At 41.6% G+C, this 22148-nt stretch carries 16 protein-coding genes; 14 read left to right on the forward strand and 2 right to left on the reverse strand.

Going from position 1 to position 22148, the window contains the following annotated elements; all coding sequences use genetic code 11:
- The first annotated feature begins 69 nt into the window (after positions 1–69).
- From pta to ACT3QN_RS04345, 12 genes are all read left to right on the forward strand, one after another.
- Entirely contained in the window at positions 70–2217 is a 2148-nt protein-coding gene (pta, locus tag ACT3QN_RS04290) for a phosphate acetyltransferase (RefSeq protein WP_444529029.1), read from the forward strand.
- A 208-nt stretch (positions 2218–2425) separates the two neighbouring features.
- Positions 2426–3385 carry a nicotinate-nicotinamide nucleotide adenylyltransferase gene (locus ACT3QN_RS04295; protein ID WP_444529030.1) on the forward strand — a complete coding sequence of 320 codons (960 nt, stop codon included), beginning with the start codon at positions 2426–2428 and terminating at the stop codon, positions 3383–3385.
- Positions 3386–3516: 131 nt separating this feature from the next.
- On the forward strand, positions 3517–3930 hold the full coding sequence (rsfS, locus tag ACT3QN_RS04300; protein ID WP_444521143.1) for a ribosome silencing factor: 414 nt from the start codon (positions 3517–3519) through the stop codon (positions 3928–3930).
- A gap of 209 nt (positions 3931–4139) precedes the next feature.
- Positions 4140–4916 (forward strand): MOSC domain-containing protein, encoded by a 777-nt coding sequence (locus tag ACT3QN_RS04305; protein ID WP_444529031.1) that lies wholly within the window; start codon positions 4140–4142, stop codon positions 4914–4916.
- 156 nt (positions 4917–5072) lie between these two features.
- Positions 5073–6437: an APC family permease gene (locus ACT3QN_RS04310; RefSeq protein ID WP_444529032.1), complete on the forward strand. Its 1365-nt coding sequence runs from the start codon at positions 5073–5075 to the stop codon at positions 6435–6437.
- A 94-nt stretch (positions 6438–6531) separates the two neighbouring features.
- Positions 6532–7407 (forward strand): N-acetylmuramoyl-L-alanine amidase, encoded by an 876-nt coding sequence (locus ACT3QN_RS04315; RefSeq protein ID WP_444526672.1) that lies wholly within the window; start codon positions 6532–6534, stop codon positions 7405–7407.
- 29 nt (positions 7408–7436) lie between these two features.
- Positions 7437–7628: a hypothetical protein gene (locus ACT3QN_RS04320; protein ID WP_444529033.1), complete on the forward strand. Its 192-nt coding sequence runs from the start codon at positions 7437–7439 to the stop codon at positions 7626–7628.
- A gap of 393 nt (positions 7629–8021) precedes the next feature.
- Positions 8022–9212: a glycine C-acetyltransferase gene (gene kbl, locus ACT3QN_RS04325; RefSeq protein ID WP_444529034.1), complete on the forward strand. Its 1191-nt coding sequence runs from the start codon at positions 8022–8024 to the stop codon at positions 9210–9212.
- 58 nt (positions 9213–9270) lie between these two features.
- Positions 9271–10296, forward strand: coding sequence for an L-threonine 3-dehydrogenase (tdh, locus tag ACT3QN_RS04330; RefSeq protein ID WP_444529035.1), 1026 nt, complete (start codon positions 9271–9273; stop codon positions 10294–10296).
- A gap of 273 nt (positions 10297–10569) precedes the next feature.
- The gene (locus ACT3QN_RS04335) at positions 10570–11703 is read left to right on the forward strand and encodes a ComEC/Rec2 family competence protein (protein WP_444529036.1); all 1134 of its coding nucleotides are present in this window, start codon (positions 10570–10572) and stop codon (positions 11701–11703) included.
- The gene (locus ACT3QN_RS04340) at positions 11700–13160 is read left to right on the forward strand and encodes a Hachiman antiphage defense system protein HamA (RefSeq protein WP_444529037.1); all 1461 of its coding nucleotides are present in this window, start codon (positions 11700–11702) and stop codon (positions 13158–13160) included. The genes ACT3QN_RS04335 and ACT3QN_RS04340 overlap by 4 nt, the downstream gene beginning before the upstream one ends.
- Positions 13157–15352, forward strand: a complete 2196-nt coding sequence (locus ACT3QN_RS04345; protein ID WP_444529038.1) for a DEAD/DEAH box helicase — start codon at positions 13157–13159, stop codon at positions 15350–15352. Before ACT3QN_RS04340 ends, ACT3QN_RS04345 begins: the two co-directional genes overlap by 4 nt.
- Positions 15353–15573: 221 nt before the next feature.
- Here ACT3QN_RS04345 and purL read toward each other — a convergent pair whose 3' ends face one another.
- Positions 15574–19584 (reverse strand): phosphoribosylformylglycinamidine synthase, encoded by a 4011-nt coding sequence (purL, locus tag ACT3QN_RS04350; protein ID WP_444529039.1) that lies wholly within the window; start codon positions 19582–19584, stop codon positions 15574–15576.
- Positions 19585–19977: 393 nt separating this feature from the next.
- Between purL and ACT3QN_RS04355 the strand changes: the two genes are divergently transcribed.
- Entirely contained in the window at positions 19978–20472 is a 495-nt protein-coding gene (locus tag ACT3QN_RS04355) for a pyridoxamine 5'-phosphate oxidase family protein (RefSeq protein WP_444529040.1), read from the forward strand.
- A gap of 127 nt (positions 20473–20599) precedes the next feature.
- Positions 20600–21094, forward strand: coding sequence for a pyridoxamine 5'-phosphate oxidase family protein (locus ACT3QN_RS04360; RefSeq protein WP_444529041.1), 495 nt, complete (start codon positions 20600–20602; stop codon positions 21092–21094).
- 133 nt (positions 21095–21227) lie between these two features.
- On the opposite strand, the gene pgsA is transcribed toward ACT3QN_RS04360, so the two are convergent.
- A complete protein-coding gene (gene pgsA / locus ACT3QN_RS04365; RefSeq protein WP_444521132.1) occupies positions 21228–21911 on the reverse strand; it encodes a CDP-diacylglycerol--glycerol-3-phosphate 3-phosphatidyltransferase in 684 nt (227 codons plus the stop codon).
- Positions 21912–22148 lie beyond the last annotated feature (237 nt).

The following is a 22148-nucleotide window of genomic DNA, read 5'->3' on the forward strand; positions in this document are numbered from 1 at the left end:
AGCGCTTGGCATTTTTATGCTGCTCAGAATGATTTGAAGCCTAAAATAAAATAAATTGTAGGACATATTATGCAAACCATTTTACTTGTTCCCATTAGTCGCGGTATCGGTGTGACGTCAGCTGCACTGGGCCTTATCCGTGCCTTTGACTATAACGGTAGTAAAGCAGGCTTTATGAAGCCGTTTTTGCAAGACGATACGCTAGACAAACAGCACAGCTTAGACAGCTCAAGTGCCTTGACCATGCATGCATTTGGCCTGAAGCCGCCCGAGTCTATCAGCCGTCAACACGTCGAGCGTATGCTAGGTGATGACAATCTCGATGACTTGATGGAAGAAGTGATTGCCAATTATCACACCATCGATGACGGTCATGACGTCATTATCTGTGAAGGTCTAGTGCCGACTACTGAGACTTCTTATGCCTCGCAGGTCAACGGTGCTCTTGCTCACGCGCTAGATGCCAAGGTTATATTTGTCAGTACTGCTGATATCAGTAAGCCTGCTTATTTAGCAGACAAACTGGACGTCCATGCCCGTGATTTCGGTGGTATTGTCAATTCACGTACTCTTGGTGTAATATTGATGCGTGTACAAGACGTGCCCAACACGTTTGATAACCAGCCTGTCGCACCTGGTGAGGCAGTTGTCAGCTTAGATCCAAACTTCCTACAGGAAGTTCAGCGCTTATCGCCTTCGTTCAATACTGAAATATTCCGTCTCATTGGTGTTGTGCCTTTTAGTGACTCACTGTCTGTACCTCGCACATGGGATATCGCAACAGAGCTTGATGCTACTTGGCTAAATGTTGGGGAAGCAAAAACACGTCGTATTAATCGTATTAGCCTAACTGCTCGTTCCGTGGCACGCGTCAACGAAGTCTTTAAGCGTGGTACATTAGTCGTCGTGCCTGGCGATCGTGATGATCTGCTATTGGCTGCTGGGTTGGCCTGTATTAATGGGATTCCATTGGCAGGTCTGGTATTGACCGGTGGTGTCACGCCGAGTGAAACAGTTGCTGAGCTTTGGCAGTCAGCACTCAAAACTGGCATACCAGTTATGAGTGTCGAAAATGACAGTTATGAAACGGTACAAAGCCTGATGCATATGAGCTCTGAGATTCCAAGTGATGATACAGAACGTGCTGATGAAGTCGCTCGTTATGTGGCTGCGCATTTGGATCTGAGCTGGATTAAAGAATACTTCAGTCGCGACCATGAACCGCGCTTGTCACCATCAGCGTTTCGCCATCAATTGGTTAAAAAATCACAGCATGCTAAAAAACGTATCGTACTACCAGAAGGTGCTGAACCACGCACGATCGAAGCTGCTTGTATCTGTCAGAGTCGCGGTATCGCCAACTGCGTACTAATTGCTAAGCGTAGTGAAGTCGATCAGGTTGTCAAAAACCGTGATCTAACGCTGCCTGAAGGGTTAGAAATTATCGATCCTGACAACATAGATATGAGTAAATATGTCGCTGCTGTTGTAGATCGCCGTAACGGAAAAACCACTGCAGAAGTCGCTGCTGAATATCTAAAAGACACCGTCTATCTAGGTACTATCATGCTACAGCTAGACGAAGTGGATGGTCTGGTCTCAGGTGCGATTCATACCACTGCCAATACGGTACGCCCAGCATTCCAGCTAATCAAGACCGCGCCGCAGTATTCACTCGTGTCGTCAGTATTCTTTATGCTATTGCCTGAGCAAGTGGTCGTCTATGGTGACTGTGCAATTAACCCAGATCCTAACGCTGAAGAGTTGGCTGAAATCGCCATTCAATCAGCACAGTCTGCCGCTGCCTTTGGTATCGATCCAAAAGTTGCGATGATTAGCTACTCTACTGGCTCATCAGGTGCTGGCGCTGATGTCGAAAAAGTCGCTCGTGCGACTCAAATCGTTCGTGAGCGCGCACCAGACCTCAAAGTCGATGGCCCACTGCAATATGATGCAGCATCGGTCATGAGCGTAGGTAAACAAAAAGCACCTGACTCACCTGTCGCAGGTCAAGCCAACGTCTTTATCTTCCCTGACCTAAATACAGGTAACACCACTTATAAAGCGGTACAGCGTAGTGCCAACGTCGTCAGTGTCGGACCTATGCTACAGGGCTTGAATAAGCCAGTGAATGATTTATCACGTGGTGCCTTGGTCGATGATATCGTCTATACCATCGCGCTGACTGCTATCCAAGCGTACAGCGATTTGATTTAATTGCTGTAAAACTCGCTAATTAAAGTCCTATACAAAACCGACTGTCACTATGATGGTCGGTTTTTTTATTAGCATCTTGGTGACAGATGCTCATGTGCCCTCTACAATATCGCTATCATCAAATCATTCAACTTGAAAAGGTCAGCCAGTAAAAGAGCAAGGTGCAGAAACCTTTACGTGCGCCATACCTACTCTTATACATTTATTTATGCCAAATACGAGCAACAACCCTCAAGAAACAACATCTGCACCTGCCATTCGTGCCTATCTTGGCGGCTCGTTTGATCCTGTACATAATGGTCATCTAGAAGTAGTGATGTCTGTCTATCAACACCTACTGCCAATCGCCAAGCAGAAACAGCGTCCCCTACATGTGTCTTTATTACCCAATGCCCGCTCACCATTTAAGACACAGAGTACAGATCCTAATCATCGCTTGACTATGTTAAGACTAGCGACAAAAAATACGCCGATACAAATTAGCGAGCTAGAGCTGTGGCAAGCGCCGCCTGTCTATACGATCGATAGCGTACGTACGTTGAGGCAGCAATATCCTAATGATAGCTTGATATTTATCATGGGTATGGACAGCGCCCACAGTTTGGATAAATGGAAAGATGGATTACGTCTCACTGATCATGTCAATCTATGGGTTTTTAATCGTCAGAGCAGTACCGATGTGAGTGTTGGCGTTAGCGAAAGATTTTCTGTCAGCGCTATGCCCTCTAAAAACCATACAGCGAACGCGCAAGATATTGCTTTCTTAAAGTCGCAACTCCCATTGTCACTGCAACCACATACAACAGAATCAATGATCGAGCTATTAGTTCCACCTACTCAGCGCTCGACAGATAGCTCGAACGCAAATAGCAATGATCCAAATAGTACTGGCTTAAAAGCTGACTTGAAAAACACCAATCAAGGACACATTTATATAGATACACGACCTATTACTGCTGTATCGAGCACACAAATACGCGAGCAGTTGCAGAAGTTAGAGCATCGAACAAATAAAATACCAGTCGCTGAGAGGCAAATCGCATCTATAGCACCAATAAATGATATCATTAGCAATACTGAATCGAATCCATTAGCTAAATGGCTAAATCCTGCTGTTTATCAATATATTATCGCCCATCAGCTATATTCTGCTGCCCAATTCCGTTAAAATCGCCTTATCTGTGTCTTTTTGCCTATCCTGTTTCTATGCGTGACTGACAACCTATAATCAGTTGAATAAGACAAATTGACGTTTTACCCCTTTATTTTACATATTTATGATTCAAGAGATTAAAATTTATGACCAATACCATGACTGAAGAACGCCTAACAGAATGCTTGACCCTAGTACAAAATGCTCTAGATGATATGAAAGCAAAGAACATCACTGTAATGAATGTAGAAAAATTAACTGACGTAACAGAGCGCATTATCATCGCTGATGGTACCTCAAAACGCCATGTACGTGCGATGGCTGATAGCGTTGGCGCTGATGCTAAAAAAGCGGGCTTTATGCCGCTTGGACGTGAAGGTGGTATCGACTCTGACTGGACATTGATTGATTTAGGCGCGGTTGTCGTCCACATCATGACCCCGCAAGCACGTGAGTTTTATGACTTAGAAGGTCTATGGTCATCACCTGACCAATTGGCTGAGCTGGTTGCCACACCGCGCGAAAAGAAAACCGCGGGTCGTCGTAACAAAAATAAATAAGACTATTTGTTACAACATTGCGTCATATAAGAAGCACTAGATTGAAAAGGCCAGAATATTTATTCTGGCCTTTTTTTATATAAATTTTACGGTCATGAACCAGTATAATCAGATAAATAGATAAGCCAAAATAACACCACCGTGTATTAATTATCTGCTGTACAAACTGAACAACCCTCGCCTATTCATTCTACCTACTAGGAAATCTTATGAACGAAGAATCGATAATTTCATCATCTGAGCAAACTCTAATAGACTTTAATCAAGACCTGCCTCAACATATCGCTACCCTCACTTGTGTTCGCGCTGGCAAAGCAATGCCATTCGCTCGTGAAGAAATGAGCGCCATTGATAAAGCGCCAGTCAAATCACCTGTTGCGGTCAACTTTATGGGCTTAACCACTGATGAGCAAGCTGATCGCAAACATCATGGTGGCCCACTAAAAGCTGTACATCAACTGGCACCTGCAACTTATGAGAAAATCAATACAGAATTTGACCTAAAGGTACGAGTCGGTACGCTCGGCGAAAATCTCACTACTGAAGCCGTCAATGGTCTGCCTGAAATGACCGAATCTACCGTTTGTATTGGTGACGTTTTCCAATATGGTGGGCATGTTGAAAACGGTCAAGATAGCAATAATGATAATAACGTCCAGCTACGTATCGTCCAGCCGCGCCGTCCCTGCTACAAAATTAACGATCAGATCGGCCAGTTTACCAAAGTGCCAAATATCGCAGCATGGGTCAGCAAGCAAGGTATCTCTGGCTGGTATTTCAAAGTCGTTCAAGATGGCATTATAAATGCTGACTTACCTGTGTATTTGGTTGAGCGCCCTTATCCGTTTGCTACGTTAGAAAAGCTGTGGAAGCTATCTAATTCAAAAGAAAAATATCATGCAGACATTATTGAACCTTGGCTTGCGATTGACTGTTTAGAGGACAGTTGGAAAAAGGTTCTGGCTAAAAAAATCCAACAGGATTGAAAAGGTAACACTCGATAAAAACCTTTAGTATGACTTTTCTATTTATAAGAGATAGCCAATACCTTGCGTAATGGCATCAAAGGTTTTTCATGTTCTATGTCAGCTCTATAATCAACACTTCCTCCTTCTCTATCTATAATCGTGAAGGAGCAATCCATGAGTGAACAGACAGAAAGTATCAGCTATCTACAAGCAATAGCGATTAGCGTCGGTGCAATTATCGGCTGGGGTGCTTATGTCATGCCAGGCGATTTATTTTTGCCGCAGTCACAGCTATTGGGCTCTTCTGTCGCTATTATTATCGGTACTTTAGCCATTTATATGGTGGCACGTGCCTATATTAATTTGCTGACCCAAACGCCAGAGAACGAGTCAGGCGGTATCTATTGGATTGAAAAATACATCAATCGCAAACATGCCTATATCTATGGTTGGGGCGTTACGATAGGCTATATTTCTATTATCGCGCTTAATATATCAGCCGTTGCGTTGCTGCTGCGCTATCTATTGCCTAGTGGCTTACAATTAGGCTATCTGTATACGATTGCTGGTTGGGAAGTCTACGCCAGTGAGGTGTTCCTATGCAGCGCGGCTATTATTCTGTTCAGTTACATCAATCTAAAAGGTGTACGAGTTGGCGCAAAAATCCAGCTCTATATCGCCCTTTTTATGATTCTATCAGTCACTGCGCTGTTTTTTGCGTCGCTTTGGATGACGCCAACGACCCAAGCATTTTTGCCAGCTGATATGTCTAGCGGCTCTGTCACAAGCTTGGCATGGTTGCCTATTTTGGCTGTTATGCCGTGGGCGTATGTCGGTTTTGAGACCACACCACAGATTTCAAAAGCCATTAGCGATTCGAAAACCAAGACCAAAAGTATTATCCTAATTTCACTCATCGCCGGCGTGTTGTTTTACTTTTTAATCAATTACTTTACCGCGTTAAACATGAGCTTTGATTATCAAGCGATTAAAGACAGCCACTGGGCAACAGGTGAAGGCATAGACAATCGGATTGGTAGTATCGGCATCTGGCTACTGTCAATCGCTATGATTGGCTCGATAATGAGCGGTATCAATGGCTTTATATTGTCATCAGTTAAGCTCTTAGAATCTATGGGTGACACGTCGTTATTGCCTAGCGTATTTACAGATAAAAACAATCAGTTTAGTAAGCAAAAGACCATTATATTGATATGCTTGGTATGCTTACTCTCTCCTTGGCTGGGTAGAAACTACCTACTCGATATCGTAACGATGGCTTCCTTGGGCATCACGGTTGGCTTCGCTTATGTCACGACCGCCGACCTCATCAATGAGCGAAAAAAGAAACAAGCGGGTTTGCTAAATTATCTCTCTGTATTAATCAGTGTAGTCTTTATATCGCTGTTGCTGCTACCATTTTCACCAGCAGCGCTATCGTTCAACGCTTATATCTTGCTAGGAATTTTCGTTCTACTTGGGGCGATTGGTTATAAAAAAATCGCGGTTAACCCTAACGTCAATCCTAATGCTAATTAACGACAAGTAGCATTTACCTGTCGAGCGAAATAAATATCAGTAGTATCAAATGCAAACGATGCTATAACCGCAACTTTCCCATACAGAGTACTTCATGGTAAAAAATAGTTTCTTAGCGTTTGGCCTAATACTGCCGTTGGTTGGCTGCGTCACGACTACCTCTCCAATAGCGACTACTGACAGCTACATCGTGGATAGCAAAACCTACCAAGCCTCTGGCAAAAGCGAGCGCGTCAAAACCATCGTCTTGCACTATACAGTCTCGGATAATGAACGCTCGATAAAGACGTTGACCACGGGTAATGTGAGCGCGCACTATCTGGTATTAGACAATGATGACAATAAAATCTATAACCTAGTACCAGAGAACGAGCGCGCATGGCATGCAGGGGATGGTGGCTTTGCAGGACGGACGATATTAAACGATACCTCTATCGGCATCGAGATCGTCAATAGTGGTATCAAACTTGAATATCGAGACGCATTGAAAGATAGCACGCTCGACTATCATCCTTATGAGCACTATGTGGCATTTGATGAGTTGCAGATTAAAAAGGTCGCAGAGCTGGTGCAAGATATCGCCACGCGCTATGACATCTCACCAAAAAACATCATCGGTCACTCGGACATGGCACCCTCGCGCAAGATAGATCCCGGTGCAAAGTTTCCGTGGGAGCAGCTGTATTTCGATTACGGTATCGGCGCTTGGTATAATGAATTTGATAAGCAGTTCTTTATAAATCAAGATGGATTTGCGTCGGCAACGATACCTGAGATCAAGCAAGCATTTCGCAAATACGGCTATCAAATCAACGATACCGATACGTGGGACAAGGCCAGTCGCGATGTCGTCTATGCATTTCAGCTGCACTTCAGATCGCAGCAGCCAACCGGAAACATGGATAGCGAGACCTATGCGATATTGCAGGCGCTAAATAAGAAATATGCTGGTCGGGATGATTTTTATTAAAGAATACAGACTATAAGGAGACATAAGCCATGAACAACTCTCAACAAGATGAGCAAGAAGATCTGCAAAAGTATTTAGAAGAAAAAGCCAAGCAGGAGCAGAAAAAGAAAGAGGAACAAGAACCTGAGCCACTCTCTGCCTATGATGCTTGTGTACTAAAGGAAAGCGCCAAGATTCATGAATTGATCGCTGAGGCTCAGAAGCATCCCAAAAATGAATAACTGGATAGACAGTACTTATCAATACTTACCACTCAAGATTATAAAAATGCGCAAGTTGATGTCTTATGTTTTGAGACATAGCTAAGCCGCTATAAAACCAATACCACAACTAAACAACGCTATATCACTTTATAAAAGAAGGCCTATCTACCAACTATTTAGGCTATTTATTGCGATGGGCTAATGATAAAATCACCGCTCACAGGGTTATAGATAGTATCACTGCTCGCACCATCTCATTGGCTTCCCGCATTGTTGGTTTTATCATTGGTTTTAATGATGGCTAGGATGATACGCAGATTTGATAACTTGGCTTTGATAGCCTAGTTCTATGACCAGTCCCAATATCTTTATTATCAAACGAACACCAATAATACTAAAAAAGGAATATTTATGTATCAAGCCTTTCAAAAACACCTACAACAAGAAATCAGCGATATCCGCGAGGCAGGGCTGTATAAAAACGAGCGCGTTATCACTTCTCCGCAAGATGCGCTCATCAAGATCGCCGATGGCCGTGAGATGCTTAACTTCTGTGCCAATAATTACCTTGGATTGTCTGACCATCCTGAGATTAAAAAGGCGGCGATCCAAGCCATCGAAAACTCAGGTTATGGTATGTCATCGGTGCGTTTTATTTGTGGTACGCAAGATTTGCATAAGCAATTAGAAGCGTCGATTTCTAAGTTTTTTAATACCGAAGATACCATTCTTTATGCGGCCTGTTTCGATGCCAATGGCGGTGCCTTTGAGCCACTGCTAACTGCTGAGGATGCCATTATTTCTGATTCGTTAAATCATGCGTCGATCATTGATGGTGTGCGCCTGTGTAAAGCCGCGCGTTACCGCTACGCCAATGCAGATATGCAAGATTTAGAAACGCAATTGCAAGCGGCACAAGCACAGCGTTTTCGTTTGATTGTCACCGATGGTGTGTTTTCTATGGATGGCAACGTGGCGCCGATGGATGAGATTTATGCGTTGGCACAGAAATATGATGCCATGGTGATGATTGACGAGTCACACTCAGCAGGCGTGGTCGGTCGCACTGGCGGCGGCGTGACTGAATTGTTTGACCTACGTGGCGATGTTGAGCTGATCACTGGTACTTTAGGCAAGGCATTTGGCGGCGCCATTGGCGGCTTTACCACTGGCAAAAAAGAAATGATTGAGATGCTGCGCCAACGCTCACGCCCGTATTTGTTTTCAAACTCTATTCCTCCTATGGTCGCTGCCGCTGGGGTAAAAGCGTTTGAGATGCTATCGCAAGACAATACCCTACAAGACCAATTGCATGAAAATACCGCCTATTTTGTAAAGCAAATGCAAGATGCAGGCTTCGATATCAAGCCTACCGAATCGGCGATTTGTGCGGTTATGCTCTATGACGCCAATGTCTCGCAGCAAATGGCAGACGCACTGCTTGAAGAAGGCATTTATGTGATTGGCTTCTTTTATCCTGTCGTACCCAAAAATGAGGCTCGCATTCGTGTGCAGCTCTCTGCTGCTCATACTCGCGAGCAGCTCGATCAGTGTATCGCTGCCTTTATCAAAGTCGCCAAGCAAATGAAAGTGATCGATTAAGCGTCGTTCGGTATTTATCTAAATTCAACAATAAAATGCAGTTAAACAAGAGAAAAGTATGAAAGCACTGGTTAAAGCCCATGCCGAAAAAGGCATCTGGATGCAAGACATGCCAGAACCAACGGTCGGTATCAATGACGTTAAAATTAAAATCAAAAAGACCGCCATTTGTGGCACAGATTTGCACATTTATAAATGGGATGAGTGGTCACAAAAAACCATAAAAACGCCGATGATCATCGGACATGAATACGTCGGTATCATTAGTGAAATGGGCGATGGCGTCAAGCATCTAGAAGTAGGTGATCGCGTCACAGGCGAAGGCCATATCGCTTGCGGACATTGCCGTAACTGCCGCCGTGGTAAGCTACACGTGTGCGAAAACACTATAGGCGTGGGCGTCGACCGCGATGGCGCGTTTGCCGAATATTTGGTGATACCTGCTGACAATGCCATCAAACTCGATGATCGCATCAGCGATGAGATGGCGGCCATTATGGACCCGTTTGGCAATGCCACGCATACCGCGTTATCATTTCCTGTACTAGGTGAAGATGTGCTGGTGACGGGTGCGGGACTGATTGGGTCAATGGCAACAGCGATTTGCCGCTTCGCAGGGGCACGTAATATTGTGGTCAGTGATATCAGTGATTATCGTCTAGAGCTTGCCAAAAAAATGGGCGCGACGATGACTATCAACCCAGCCAAAGGTGAAACCATCGAAGGTGCTATCGATGAATTAAACATGCACGGCTTTGATATTGGGCTTGAGATGTCAGGCTCGCCGCAGGCCTTCGATTCGATGATCAATAACATGTATAACGGCTCTAAAATCTCTCTGTTGGGCATTTTGCCTAATACCACCACGGTGGATTGGAGCAAGATTATCTTTAAGGCGTTAACCCTAAAAGGTATCTATGGCCGTGAGATGTGGGAGACGTGGTATCAGATGGAGCAAATGCTGATTAGCGGTATTGATTTGACACCAATCATTACTCATCGCATGCACATTGATGACTTTCAAGAAGGCTTTGATATCATGGAAAGTGGGCAATGCGGTAAGGTTATTTTAAGCTGGGATTAATTTTGGTAATTTAATATTTGAGCAGTCGTGGTTAGGTTTTAGATTGTCATGACTTATAAAACGGCACTGATTTCAGTGCCGTTTTTTTTGATGTTAAAAAGCGAATTGATTGCTGAGGCTTAAAAGCGTGTTAATTATAAATACACTTATGGGCAAACAAACCAAAATATGAAATGTAAAAATAAAGTAGAAGTAGCAGCTTATGTAATAATATCCATACTTCAATAAAAGTTTGGTGTTAATATTAGTTAATCTTTCATCGTATGTAAAAGTATGTTCAAAATAACAATGTACAAAGCTGATAACGGCGACTGCATTTCAATACAGACAGAAAATACTTTTGTCTTAATTGATGGTGGAACAGCTCAATCTTTCGATACATGGAAAGAAAGTATTGTTGGACAATTCGAAAAAATTGACTTATTAATCATTACGCATATTGATAACGATCATACTAATGGAATTATTAAGTTGCTTGAAGCAGAAGGATGCCCTGAAATTGAACAAGTATATTTTAACGGGGTTGAACAATTATTTAGTGCATTAGATGATACGGATAAACCTGATAGGCGTGTTGACATAAAGCTCAATGCTTTAGCTAATGAATGTATGCCCTCAAGCGATAAAGAAAATATAGGTTATTCTGAGGGTACCTCATTATCATATATTCTTAATAAACAATCACTAAAGTGCAACGAGCTTATTTCAGGCCAAGCTATATTTATAGAAAATACTAAGAAGTTTGACATTGGAGCTCTGAAATTTGAGGTTATTGGCCCAGACTCGGCAACATTGTCTGAACTCAAGAATAACTGGCAGTATAAGCTTGACGAAAGAGGTATAAGACCTAAAATTATAAATAAATCCTTTGCTAATAGCTTCGAAGCATATATTCAAAGTTTTGAAAATTCAACAGCTGATACGACTCTAATATCTTCGGTTAAGGTTAATAGTATTGCGTCTTTAGCCAACGAACCTTTTGTTCCTGATAACTCTCTAACGAATAAAAGTAGTTTCTCTTTTTTAATCGAACATAATCATAAGAGAATACTTTATCTTGGGGACTGTCATGCTGAAACAGTCATTTCTTGGCTTGATAATAACCAGATAGATAAGATAAAAGTTGATGCCGTCAAGATATCTCATCATGGTAGTAGAAACAATACTAGTCTCGCGCTATTGGAAAGAATCGACTGTCAGGAATACCTTATTAGCACAAACGGCAAATCTCATGGTCATCCCCATTTAGAAACACTTGCGAGAATTGCTGTAATTAACCAGCATACTAAAACTAATATTTACTTTAATTATGACTTAAAAAATATACCAACTTGGTTTACGCATGAACTTTATGGAAGTTATGAAAATATTAATTTATGTATGGATACCGGTGAGGTTGAACTGTGAGTGAACAGCAGCTAAATGAAGAGTATAAACTCGATTCTATACATATTATAGAATCATGGTTTGAATCAGATGAAGGTAGAGTAAGTAAAAGAGGTACTTGCTTTTCAATTTCTAAGAACTTACTACTTACAGCGTACCATGTAATAAGAGGTTCAACTGACTTAAGGATATATACATCCAGTGACTCCTATGTCGAGGAGGAATATATCATTACTAACTGTACCTATTTTAATGAACAATACGATATAGCCATCTTAGAGATATCAGATGAGCCCTTAAATAATTTCATAACACTTTATTCTACGAGTGTGGGTTTAGATAGTGATGTGAAGGTATGTGGTTATCCTGTTGAAAAAGAACATTATCACGCACCAATGAATGCAAAAATAACTAATAACTATGAAAACGTTGATAACCGAGAATATAGTTTTGAAATATCACAATCAAACACCGTCAGTAAATATGGTGGAATGTCTGGATCTCCAATAATATATAACAATAGTTGTATTGGAATACTAAGGATACAACAGGGAAATAATACCTTATATACGACATCTATCAAGGACTTATTAAACGATCCTTTACTTTTGAATATTTTTCAAGAACACCAAATAGAGGTAAGTATTCAAGAAGGCATAGACTATCAGCCTCCAGAACATCCAAAATCACCATTCAAATATTGTTTGAATGGTGATGCTGAGCATCCAAGTATTAAAGGGATTGATATTGGATTTACATTTCAAAAGTGGAATATTGGTTCTTTCACAGAAACGGTGCATGACTGGATTATTGATTACTGTTTAACTCTGAAAGAACAAGTAAATTTTTCAGGTAGTCGTAGAAGTCTATTTAAGCAAGCCAGATCAAATTACCCAAACGAAAATTTAGACGCCCTAGGTGATTTATGCTTACATATAGCTATTCGAGAATCTTATAAAACTATACCTATAATAAATAAAGTATTTGATATCAACAATAAAACATTCTCATGTACACACGCTGTTCTGAATTTTGATAGATTAGAATTATGGATTGGCGCATCTTCAGTCAGTTCAAATATCGCAGATGGAGTTCAAATAGCAATCAACAGTATAGATTACATTAGAGAAATACAATCTCTTACAAATAGATTATTCATGTTAACTTCAGAAATTGATAATTCATGGCCTCATCAGGACAAATTAAAAAGACTATCTGATTCGAGTTTAGACTTAGAAGAAAGATTTGATAAAATTATAGTCCCAGTTTTTATTATGCATGATAGTGATTTAATAACTAATTATGATAAAGATAGATTCATTGGTTTATTTAATGAGCAGATTCAAACATGTAGAGAACTTCTAAAGGGAGTTTTTAAAGAGGACCAGATAAGAATAATTGACTTACGAGTATTCTATTTCCCAGTATCAGATATTAATACACTTAATACTGCTTTACTAAAGGAATTATACTCATGAGTTATGGGAATATGACACATACAGAAGTCGGTAATACTTGGTATACAAATGCTACTAGACAAGTCAGTGACCAAAATTTTAAAAATTGGGACACTTTCTTAATATCATTGATAAATGAATTTAACAGTCATACCAACAGGTATTTAGTTCAAGATATTGTAATTCGGGCATTGGAAAGAAGAGATGAAATAAGCAAAGATTTTATATTAGACCATTTGCTTGGTGAGCTAGGGCTATTTCCTTACATAAAAAATAACTTAAGCTCTAAAGATAAATTAAGACGTAGTATCTTCACTACTCCTCAAGACGAGGATATGGTTTTCCATATTCGTCAGGCAGAAGTTTTTCATAGGATAATGAATGGTGAAAATATTATTCTAAGTGCTCCTACTAGTTTTGGTAAAAGCCTTATAATAGATGCGTTAGTCGCTAGTAACGAATTCGACAACATAGTAATTGTTGTTCCTACAATCGCTCTAATAGATGAGTTAAAAAAGAAACTATTTAAGTATAAAGAATTCTATAAAATTATAACACAAGTCAGTCAAGCATCTAGTGAAAGAAATCTCTATATATTTACTCAAGAAAGGGTTTTAGAGTATGGCGAGAATATATTAGTCAATTTCTTCATTATTGATGAATTCTATAAGCTTGCACCAACTAATAAGAATGATGAGCGTTGTGATCGTTTGAATTTAGCTTTGAAGGTGTTGTATTTTAAGTGTAAACGCTTCTATATGCTTGGTCCGAATATTGATGGCTTAGTATCAGGTATACAAGAAGAATTAAGATCTAATTTTTTAAAATTCGATTCTTACATAACCGTCGCAACCAACGAAAAATACTACCCCTTAACTACAACTGGTAAAGATTCTGATATAGACGTTGAAAGGGATGCAATATTGTATCCTTTAATAGAGTCCATACCACCTAATGAACAGACCGTAATTTACTGTAAATCACCTCAAAGAACTAGTATATTAATGCGGAAATTAATATATTCTGGCTTATTAAAGTCAAATAATAATAATGATGAACTATCCATATGGCTTTCTGAAAATTTTCATCCTGAATGGTCTTTGATAAAAGGGTTAAAGCATGGGGTTGCATATCATCATGCTCAATTACCACGAGCTATAGGAGCAAAGATTGTTGAACTATTCAATAACTCTAAGATCAATCTCCTAATTTGCACTTCAACACTTATTGAAGGTGTGAATACGAATGCAAAAAATATTATCATATATGATGATTGTATTACTCGTAAAACAAAGCTAGATATGTTTACATTTAATAATATATCAGGTCGTTCAGGTAGGATGTTTGAGCACTTTATAGGAAATGTATTTATTTTAGGTGATAGTCCTCAAGATGAACTACCATATATAGATATACCTATTATTACTCAAAGTGATAATACTTCCGAAGCATTATTATTACAAATTGGAAGTGACATAAGCGAAAAGAATATGAGTAAGGTTCAAAAATTTTATGATCAAGAGATATTGCCAATATCTCTACTGATGAAACATCAAGGTATTGATCCTAATAAGTTAATTGAGTTCGCTGAAGATCTAACAAGTAATAGAGATTCATGGAATAGTCTTATGCTTTGGGATAGTGCATTTTTAGAAAATGCACAGTTAAAGCACCTTTGTATGATTTTATTTGATTACTTCAATGTCTCTAGAATGGCTGGAGGAACTGTACGTTCAAAAGAACAACTAAACCGAAAACTTATTGATATTATTCGCCAAGCAGAAGATAAAGATCTTATTTTTTCGGACTTCACATATTGGAATAAAGTAGACTCTGAACACAGCGTAGACGATTCCGTAAATAATATTTTTAAATTCAAGAAGAATGTAGTTAACTATAATTTACCAAAAATTATATATGCTATCAGTGATATTCAAAAGGAAATATTTAATAGATATAGTTTTAATTTTGGCGATTACCAAGTGTTTGCATCAACCTTAGAAAACTTCTATTATCCATCAGCTATAAACTCATTAGAAGAATTTGGTATTCCTAGCCAAATATCTAAGAAGCTATTAGATAATATTGAGTTTGAAAATGCAGAAAGTATTGATTCAGTTATGGAAAGGTTAACTAAGATTGATGATAGCTCATTAGGTTTTTTAACAGATATTGAGGCAAGTTTTGTTAAAAATGCTATATCCTATATGTAAAAAGACAGTCAGAATCTTAAATCCATTTCTTTATATTAAAGTTATCTTCATGAAGTACAAATTTGATGACTTATAGATTTTAGTAATCCTGAAAACAAGATAGTAGCGAAAAGTAGGATCAGCTCCCACACCTTCAAAAACATCAAACCCCAGACACAAAAAAGGTGAGCTTTGCGCCCACCTTTTTTTATGCTTACAACAATACCCTAAACCAACTTAGCCTATCTAAACCAAGCACGAGCATTACGGAACATACGCATCCACGCGCCGTCCTCATCCCACTCTTCTGGTTTCCAGCTGTGGTTGTAGGCTTTTAGGTTACGCTCAGGATGCGGCATCATGATAGTGACGCGACCATCAGTGCTACATAGACCCGTGACACCGCCGACCGAACCGTTTGGATTGAGCGGATAGGTCTCAGTTGGATGACCTTGGCTATCGACATAACGCATGGCCAGCTGACCGTGGTTTGCCATACCGTCTATCTCGGTATTATCTAGCGTGGCGTAGCCTTCACCATGCGCCACAGCGATTGGCAAGATGCTGTCTTGCATACCTTTGAACAGGATAGACTTGGTACGCTCGACTTTTACGTTGACCGTACGCGCTTCAAAACGCGCCGATTTGTTAGCGACGAAACGTGGGAAGTTTTCTGCACCTGGGATGAGGTCTTTTAACTGAGCCATCATCTGACAACCGTTACAGACACCTAGTGAGAAGGTATCTGGACGGGCAAAGAAGCGCACAAACTGCATGCGTAGCTCGTCATGGAACAAGATAGAGTTCGCCCAGCCTGAGCCAGCGCCGAGTACATCACCATAACTAAAGCCACCACAAGCTACCAGACCGTCGAAGTCACGTAGATTGATACGGCCACTGAGTAGATCGCTCATGTGTACATCGACCGCTTCAAAGCCAGCTTGGGTAAAGCCTGCTGCCATCTCTGTCTGACCGTTGACGCCTTGCTCGCGCAGGATTGCGACTCTTGGTTTATCTTCGCGGCTAGCCAAGTACGGCTCTTCGACTTTTTGATTGAGATCAAAGTTTGGCGCAGCGATCAGACCTTTATGGCTCGCATCAGCAATTAAGTCGTACTCTTGCTGTACGCAGGCTGGGTTATCACGGCGACGCGCGATTTGATAGCTGACCTGCGTCCATGCTTGCTGTAATTCAGCACGGCTAAAGCATAAGGTGTCGGCACCCATGAGCGTTGGCGTTTGGATCAGCAGGCTGTCTTCTTCAGAGCTTTGACCAACAAGGCTTAGCATGTCGCTCACGTTATGCTGATCTGCTAGCTCCATCAAATTAGCGACGTTTTCTGGCAATACTTGGATGACCGCACCCAGTTCCTCACTGAACAGCTGACCGAGTAAGTTATCATCATTTAATGACAGCTTGATACCCTGACGGCTGGTAAACTGCATCTCTGCGATAGTTGCTAGTAGACCACCATCACCGATATCGTGATAGGCGCTGATGACGCCTTGCGCGTTACCCGCTTGAATAAAGTTAAAGAAGTCGATTAAGTCGCTTGGCTGCGCTAGATCTGGGCAGTCGTTACCTAATTGGCTAAGCGTTTGCGCAAGGATTGAACCACCTAGACGCAATTTACCTTTAGACAAATCAATACGGTAGAACGCGCTATCGCCATTGATTAGCTCAGGGGTTAGCGTTTTTGCCACGTCAACGACAGGAGCAAACGCTGTCACCACCAAACTCATTGGCGACACAACTGACTTATCTTGGTTGTCGCCATTGTCGTTGGCGTTATCTGTCCAGTTAGCACGCATCGATAGCGAGTCTTTACCGACTGGGATAGCGATACCGAGTGCTGGGCATAGCTCTTCGCCAACGGCATGTACCGCGTCGAACAACGCAGCATCTTCTACGTCATCACCACACGCGGCCATCCAGTTCGCTGACATCGTGATATCAGACAATTGAGCGATACGCGCACCAGCGATGTTAGTAATCGCTTCACCGACCGCTAGACGCGCAGAGGCTTTTGGACTGATAAGCGCAACAGGCGTACGCTCACCGACACTCATAGCTTCGCCAGTCATTGGCTGACCATCTAGCGCCACCAAGCCAGAAGCGGTCACCGCGCAGTCTGATACAGGCACTTGGTAGCGACCCACATACTGATCACGCACGACCATACCTGTGATAGAGCGGTCACCAATGCTAATCAAGAATGATTTGCTAGCGACCGTTGGGTGACGCAATACATCGGTGATTGATTCAGCTAGATTCACATCACCAAGCTCTAATGATGGTAACGTGCTATCAGTACGCTCAAAGCTGCGCTGCATTTTTGGTGTACCGCCGAGCAGTACTTGCATCGGCATATCGACTGGTTGCTCGTCCAATAGCTCATCATCAACGATTAGCTGACGAATATCCGTCGCCTCGCCCAAGATGGCATATGGGCAGCGCTCACGGGCACAGATAGCATCGAACTGATCTTTACTCTCTGGGCGAATCGCCAGCACATAACGCTCTTGCGCTTCGTTTGACCAGATGGCCATTGGCGACATGCCAGCTTCTAACGATGGAATCTTACGCAAGTTCAGATGCGCACCCATTTCATGGTCATTAACCAATTCTGGCATCGCATTAGACAGACCACCTGCCCCTACATCATGTAGTGAGACGATTGGGTTGCCGTCTTTACTGTTATTGCTTACATCGACATCATCACCAGCTAGTGCCCAGCAGCGATCAAGGACTTCTTGGCAACGACGCTCCATCTCAGCGTTATCGCGCTGAACTGAGGCAAAGTCTAAGCCTTCATCAAGGTCACCACTATCGACCGACGATGCTGCACCGCCGCCCAGACCAATTTGCATCGCAGGGCCACCAAGAACGATTAGCAAATCGCCTTTTTGGATTGCATTTTTTTCAATCAGGTTACGTTTGATATTGCCGTAACCACCTGCCAGCATGATTGGCTTATGATAGCCACGCATTTCGCTACCGTCTTTTGCCGCTGACGTATCTAGCTGAAAGCTACGGAAATAACCGCATAGATTTGGACGACCAAACTCGTTTGAGAAGTTGGCTGAGCCTAATGGGGCATCAGTCATAATCTCAAGGCTGGTTGCCATACGATCTGGCGTACCATAATCCTGCGTGCTCAATTGCCCTGACTGCTCCCACTTCTCAGCGAGCTCTGGGAGATGCAAATGCGACACGTGGAAACCTGTTAGACCCGCTTTTGGCTTACCGCCACGACCAGTCGCACCTTCGTCACGAATCTCACCACCAGCACCTGTCGCCGCACCAGAATAAGGGGCGATCGCTGTTGGGTGGTTGTGCGTCTCAACTTTCATCAAGATATCGATGTTCTCTTGATGGAAGTCGTAAGGATGAATTGAGTTGACATCCATTGCATCGGTTGGAATAGGATAAAAACGCATACCATCAGAGCCAGCCATTACCGCGGCGTTGTCTTTGTACGCTGACAAAATACCTTGCGGATTCGACTGGTAAGTATTTTTAATCATTTGGAACAGTGATTTTGGCTGTACTGCGCCATCGACTGTCCACTGAGCATTGAATATCTTATGACGGCAATGCTCTGAGTTGGCCTGTGCAAACATCATCAGTTCAACGTCAGTTGGATTACGCTTTAGCTCATTGACATAGGCATTCATCAGATAGTCGATATCTTCACTCGACAATGCAAAGCCAAAATCTGTATTGGCTGATTCTAATGCTGCCTGACCCTGTCCGATCACGTCGATATGATTCAGTGATGCTGGCGCTTGATCGTCAAACAATTTGCTCACATCGCTTAAGTCATAAACCAAGCTCTGAGTCATACGGTCAAACAACAGCTGCTCGGCAGCAGTCGGTAGCTTATTAGTCGTGCTTGCCTCACCATCGACTGTCAACGTATAAACAACGACACGTTCAACACGATTGATCTCGATTTCACAGTTATTAAAAATATCTGTCGCTTTACTTGCCCATGGCGATATCGTACCAAAACGTGGCCCAACGATGACTTGTAGTTGGTTGTCTTGCGGCGCATTGAGCGTTGTTGACTGGTCAACCGCTAGCAAATCTAGCGCTTTTTTATGTTCATCACCAGATAGCTCTCGTGATAGCACATACACTTGCTGTGTACTTATTTGACTGACATTTAGCTCGGTTTTTTGCTGGAACTGACTGATGAGTTGCTGCGTCTGAAAATCGGTAAGAAACGGTTGTCCGGCGATGGTCATCATAAAGGCATAATCCGTAAGATCAAGGCATCTCTGCCATGCTAAGTAAATGGTCTGGGTATTATAACAAGAAGCCCTGTAATAAGCAGGTCTAAACCAAGATAAATTGCCGATAAGTTGCGTGCTATCACCACTTATTATTTGTGAATCAATGAGCTATCAAAGCAAGTTTTTTGATTATTTCTAAATAATTTACCCAAACATAAACGGTAAAAATTTGCACTGTCACAATTTTTACCTAACTTTTATATACCTTACAAACACTAACATCGCATTACGGTCAAACTATATAAACGAGTCATGGTCTATCGCTATTCTGTATGCAGATAAGAAAAACAAATACCAATAACAATTCAAATAATTCTAACGCAACTTCTAATGCAATAAGGATAATTTATGAGCAAGCAAGACCAGATCAATAAAATTCAAGAAGTCATCAAAGATGTAAAATTTGCCATGATGAGCACGGTAAACAGTAAGGGTGACCTCCATGCATGGCCAATGACTACCAGCGAAGCCAGTATCGGTGGCAAAGAGATTTGGTTCATTGGTGACAAGACATCTGACGTGGTTAAGGATATCCAAGACAATCCAAAAGTCGGTTTATCTTATGCTACCCAAGATGAAAAAGACTATGTATCGGTTAGTGCCAATGCAGAGTTGCCAACTGATAAAGACAAATTAGATGAACTATGGTCACCTGTCTACAATGCGTTCTTTGAGCATGGCAAAGAGGATGAAAATGTACAATTGATCAAAGTCGTACCACATGGCGTCGAGTGTTGGTTAAGTGGCAGTTCAACTGTCAATATGTTTAAGATGGCAACAGCAGCAGTACAAGACGGTAAAACCGCTGAAGATATTGGTGAACAATTTTCAATCACGCTGTAGTTTTTAATAGTCTAACCATAAGATTTAATGATTTAAAACGTCAGTAGGCAGCAGTTTATTGGCGTTTTTTAATAATTATTTTAAATATAATCCTCCCATACATTCTAGATAGTAAAGGATAACTATTATGAGCAAACAACAACAAATGGATAAAGTCCAAACGATGGTAAACGAAATCGAATACACCATGTTGACCACGCGCACTCACGAGGACCATCTACATTCTTGCCCAATGAATACGACTGAGACCAGTATTGGTGCCAAGGAAATTTGGTTCATTGGACACAGTCCTTCTGAAACAGTGGACAACATCAAAAAGAACCCACAAGTAAATTTGGCTTACGTCAGTCAAGATGATAAACAATATTTATCTATCACAGGCAAGGCAGAGCTAGTAGAAGATAAAGACAAACTGGATGAGCTATGGTCAATGGCGTACAACGCCTATTTTGAACAAGGCAAAGAAGATCCAAAAGTTCAATTAATCAAAGTCGTTCCGCAAGGTGCTGAATACTGGGCAAACGGTAATGCTATTGCTAGCGCAGTCAAAATGACAGCGGCAGCGGTCACAGACAATGCCATAGAAAAAAGCTTAGGTGACAATTTCTCTATAGAACTATAATTTTTAGGATCGATAGCATCTCGAGTTTATTGACAGCTCGGAACCAAACATTAAAAAAACGCCAGTGCACTTGTTACTGGCGTTTTTTGTGTTTTATGCTCTCTGTTATATATTCTGTTTCTTTATTTTAATGCTAACCGCTTTGCTTTAAATAAGGCCAAGCGGCTCTTAGATAAATCATCATTGACCATAAAGTAAGAATCACAGCAGCGACCATTAGCACATAGCCGATGGTTTCAAGCGACTGCCAATTAAGCAGTAGTACCGTAATTGCCACCATCTGAAACGTCGTTTTTAGTTTGCCCACATAGGAGACTGCGACGCTAGTGCTCTTACCTAGCTCCGCCATCCATTCGCGTAGTGCTGATACTGCAATTTCACGAGAGATAATGACGATAGCCGCTATCGCCATTATGATATTAGGATGCCACTGTACGAGAACGATCAATGCGACAGCCACCATTAACTTATCAGCAACAGGATCTAAAAAGCGACCAAAGGCTGACATGACATTCAGTTTACGAGCGAAATACCCATCGAGCCAATCAGTAATCGCGGCAATGATAAAAACACTAGTCAATAATAAATGGCGTAACAAGCTATCGCTAAACTCGCTCATTCCAACGCGCGCAATGACATTGTCTGAAATCGCTGGCATACCAATACCCATAGCTGGCGGCCAATAAGCAATCGCCACAAATAGCGGGATCATTAGGATACGCGCAATCGTAAGGTTGTTGGGCAAGTTAAAAATACTTTTGGTATTTTGCGAACTTGGCGGTTCTTCCTGCGTATGCAAATGCGTGCTGTCAGTCATGGCAAACCCAGTTTAATGTGAACATAATAATGGCAGATAGCTTAGCATTTTTCGGGCAAGGCGTCATGCCATCTCTACAGTGATTGAGTTATCAAAGGCACCAAAATTGACTAGGTGACCTTCTATAATTTCCTATCGACATAACGTATTGAAATTATTGGAAGCCTTTATCAATGACTTCATCATAAAGCTACGCTACTTACTCTAAATATCGGTACTTCATACAAATCTTGGTAT

Origin of the sequence: Psychrobacter sp. AOP7-C1-14, from assembly GCF_052376135.1 — a bacterium.
Taxonomy (GTDB): domain Bacteria; phylum Pseudomonadota; class Gammaproteobacteria; order Pseudomonadales; family Moraxellaceae; genus Psychrobacter.

Bases quoted from the DNA above. Each gene is read 5' to 3' on its own strand.
- ACT3QN_RS04315 (WP_444526672.1), top strand. From the start codon at position 6,532: ATGGTAAAAAATAGTTTCTTAGCGTTTGGCCTAATACTGCCGTTGGTT.
- pta (WP_444529029.1), top strand. From the start codon at position 70: ATGCAAACCATTTTACTTGTTCCCATTAGTCGCGGTATCGGTGTGACG.
- kbl (WP_444529034.1), top strand. From the start codon at position 8,022: ATGTATCAAGCCTTTCAAAAACACCTACAACAAGAAATCAGCGATATC.
- rsfS (WP_444521143.1), top strand. From the start codon at position 3,517: ATGACCAATACCATGACTGAAGAACGCCTAACAGAATGCTTGACCCTA.
- purL (WP_444529039.1), bottom strand. From the start codon at position 19,584: ATGATGACCATCGCCGGACAACCGTTTCTTACCGATTTTCAGACGCAG.
- ACT3QN_RS04335 (WP_444529036.1), top strand. From the start codon at position 10,570: ATGTTCAAAATAACAATGTACAAAGCTGATAACGGCGACTGCATTTCA.
- ACT3QN_RS04360 (WP_444529041.1), top strand. From the start codon at position 20,600: ATGAGCAAACAACAACAAATGGATAAAGTCCAAACGATGGTAAACGAA.
- pgsA (WP_444521132.1), bottom strand. From the start codon at position 21,911: ATGACTGACAGCACGCATTTGCATACGCAGGAAGAACCGCCAAGTTCG.
- ACT3QN_RS04355 (WP_444529040.1), top strand. From the start codon at position 19,978: ATGAGCAAGCAAGACCAGATCAATAAAATTCAAGAAGTCATCAAAGAT.
- ACT3QN_RS04295 (WP_444529030.1), top strand. From the start codon at position 2,426: ATGCCAAATACGAGCAACAACCCTCAAGAAACAACATCTGCACCTGCC.
- ACT3QN_RS04305 (WP_444529031.1), top strand. From the start codon at position 4,140: ATGAACGAAGAATCGATAATTTCATCATCTGAGCAAACTCTAATAGAC.
- ACT3QN_RS04345 (WP_444529038.1), top strand. From the start codon at position 13,157: ATGAGTTATGGGAATATGACACATACAGAAGTCGGTAATACTTGGTAT.
- tdh (WP_444529035.1), top strand. From the start codon at position 9,271: ATGAAAGCACTGGTTAAAGCCCATGCCGAAAAAGGCATCTGGATGCAA.
- ACT3QN_RS04320 (WP_444529033.1), top strand. From the start codon at position 7,437: ATGAACAACTCTCAACAAGATGAGCAAGAAGATCTGCAAAAGTATTTA.
- ACT3QN_RS04310 (WP_444529032.1), top strand. From the start codon at position 5,073: ATGAGTGAACAGACAGAAAGTATCAGCTATCTACAAGCAATAGCGATT.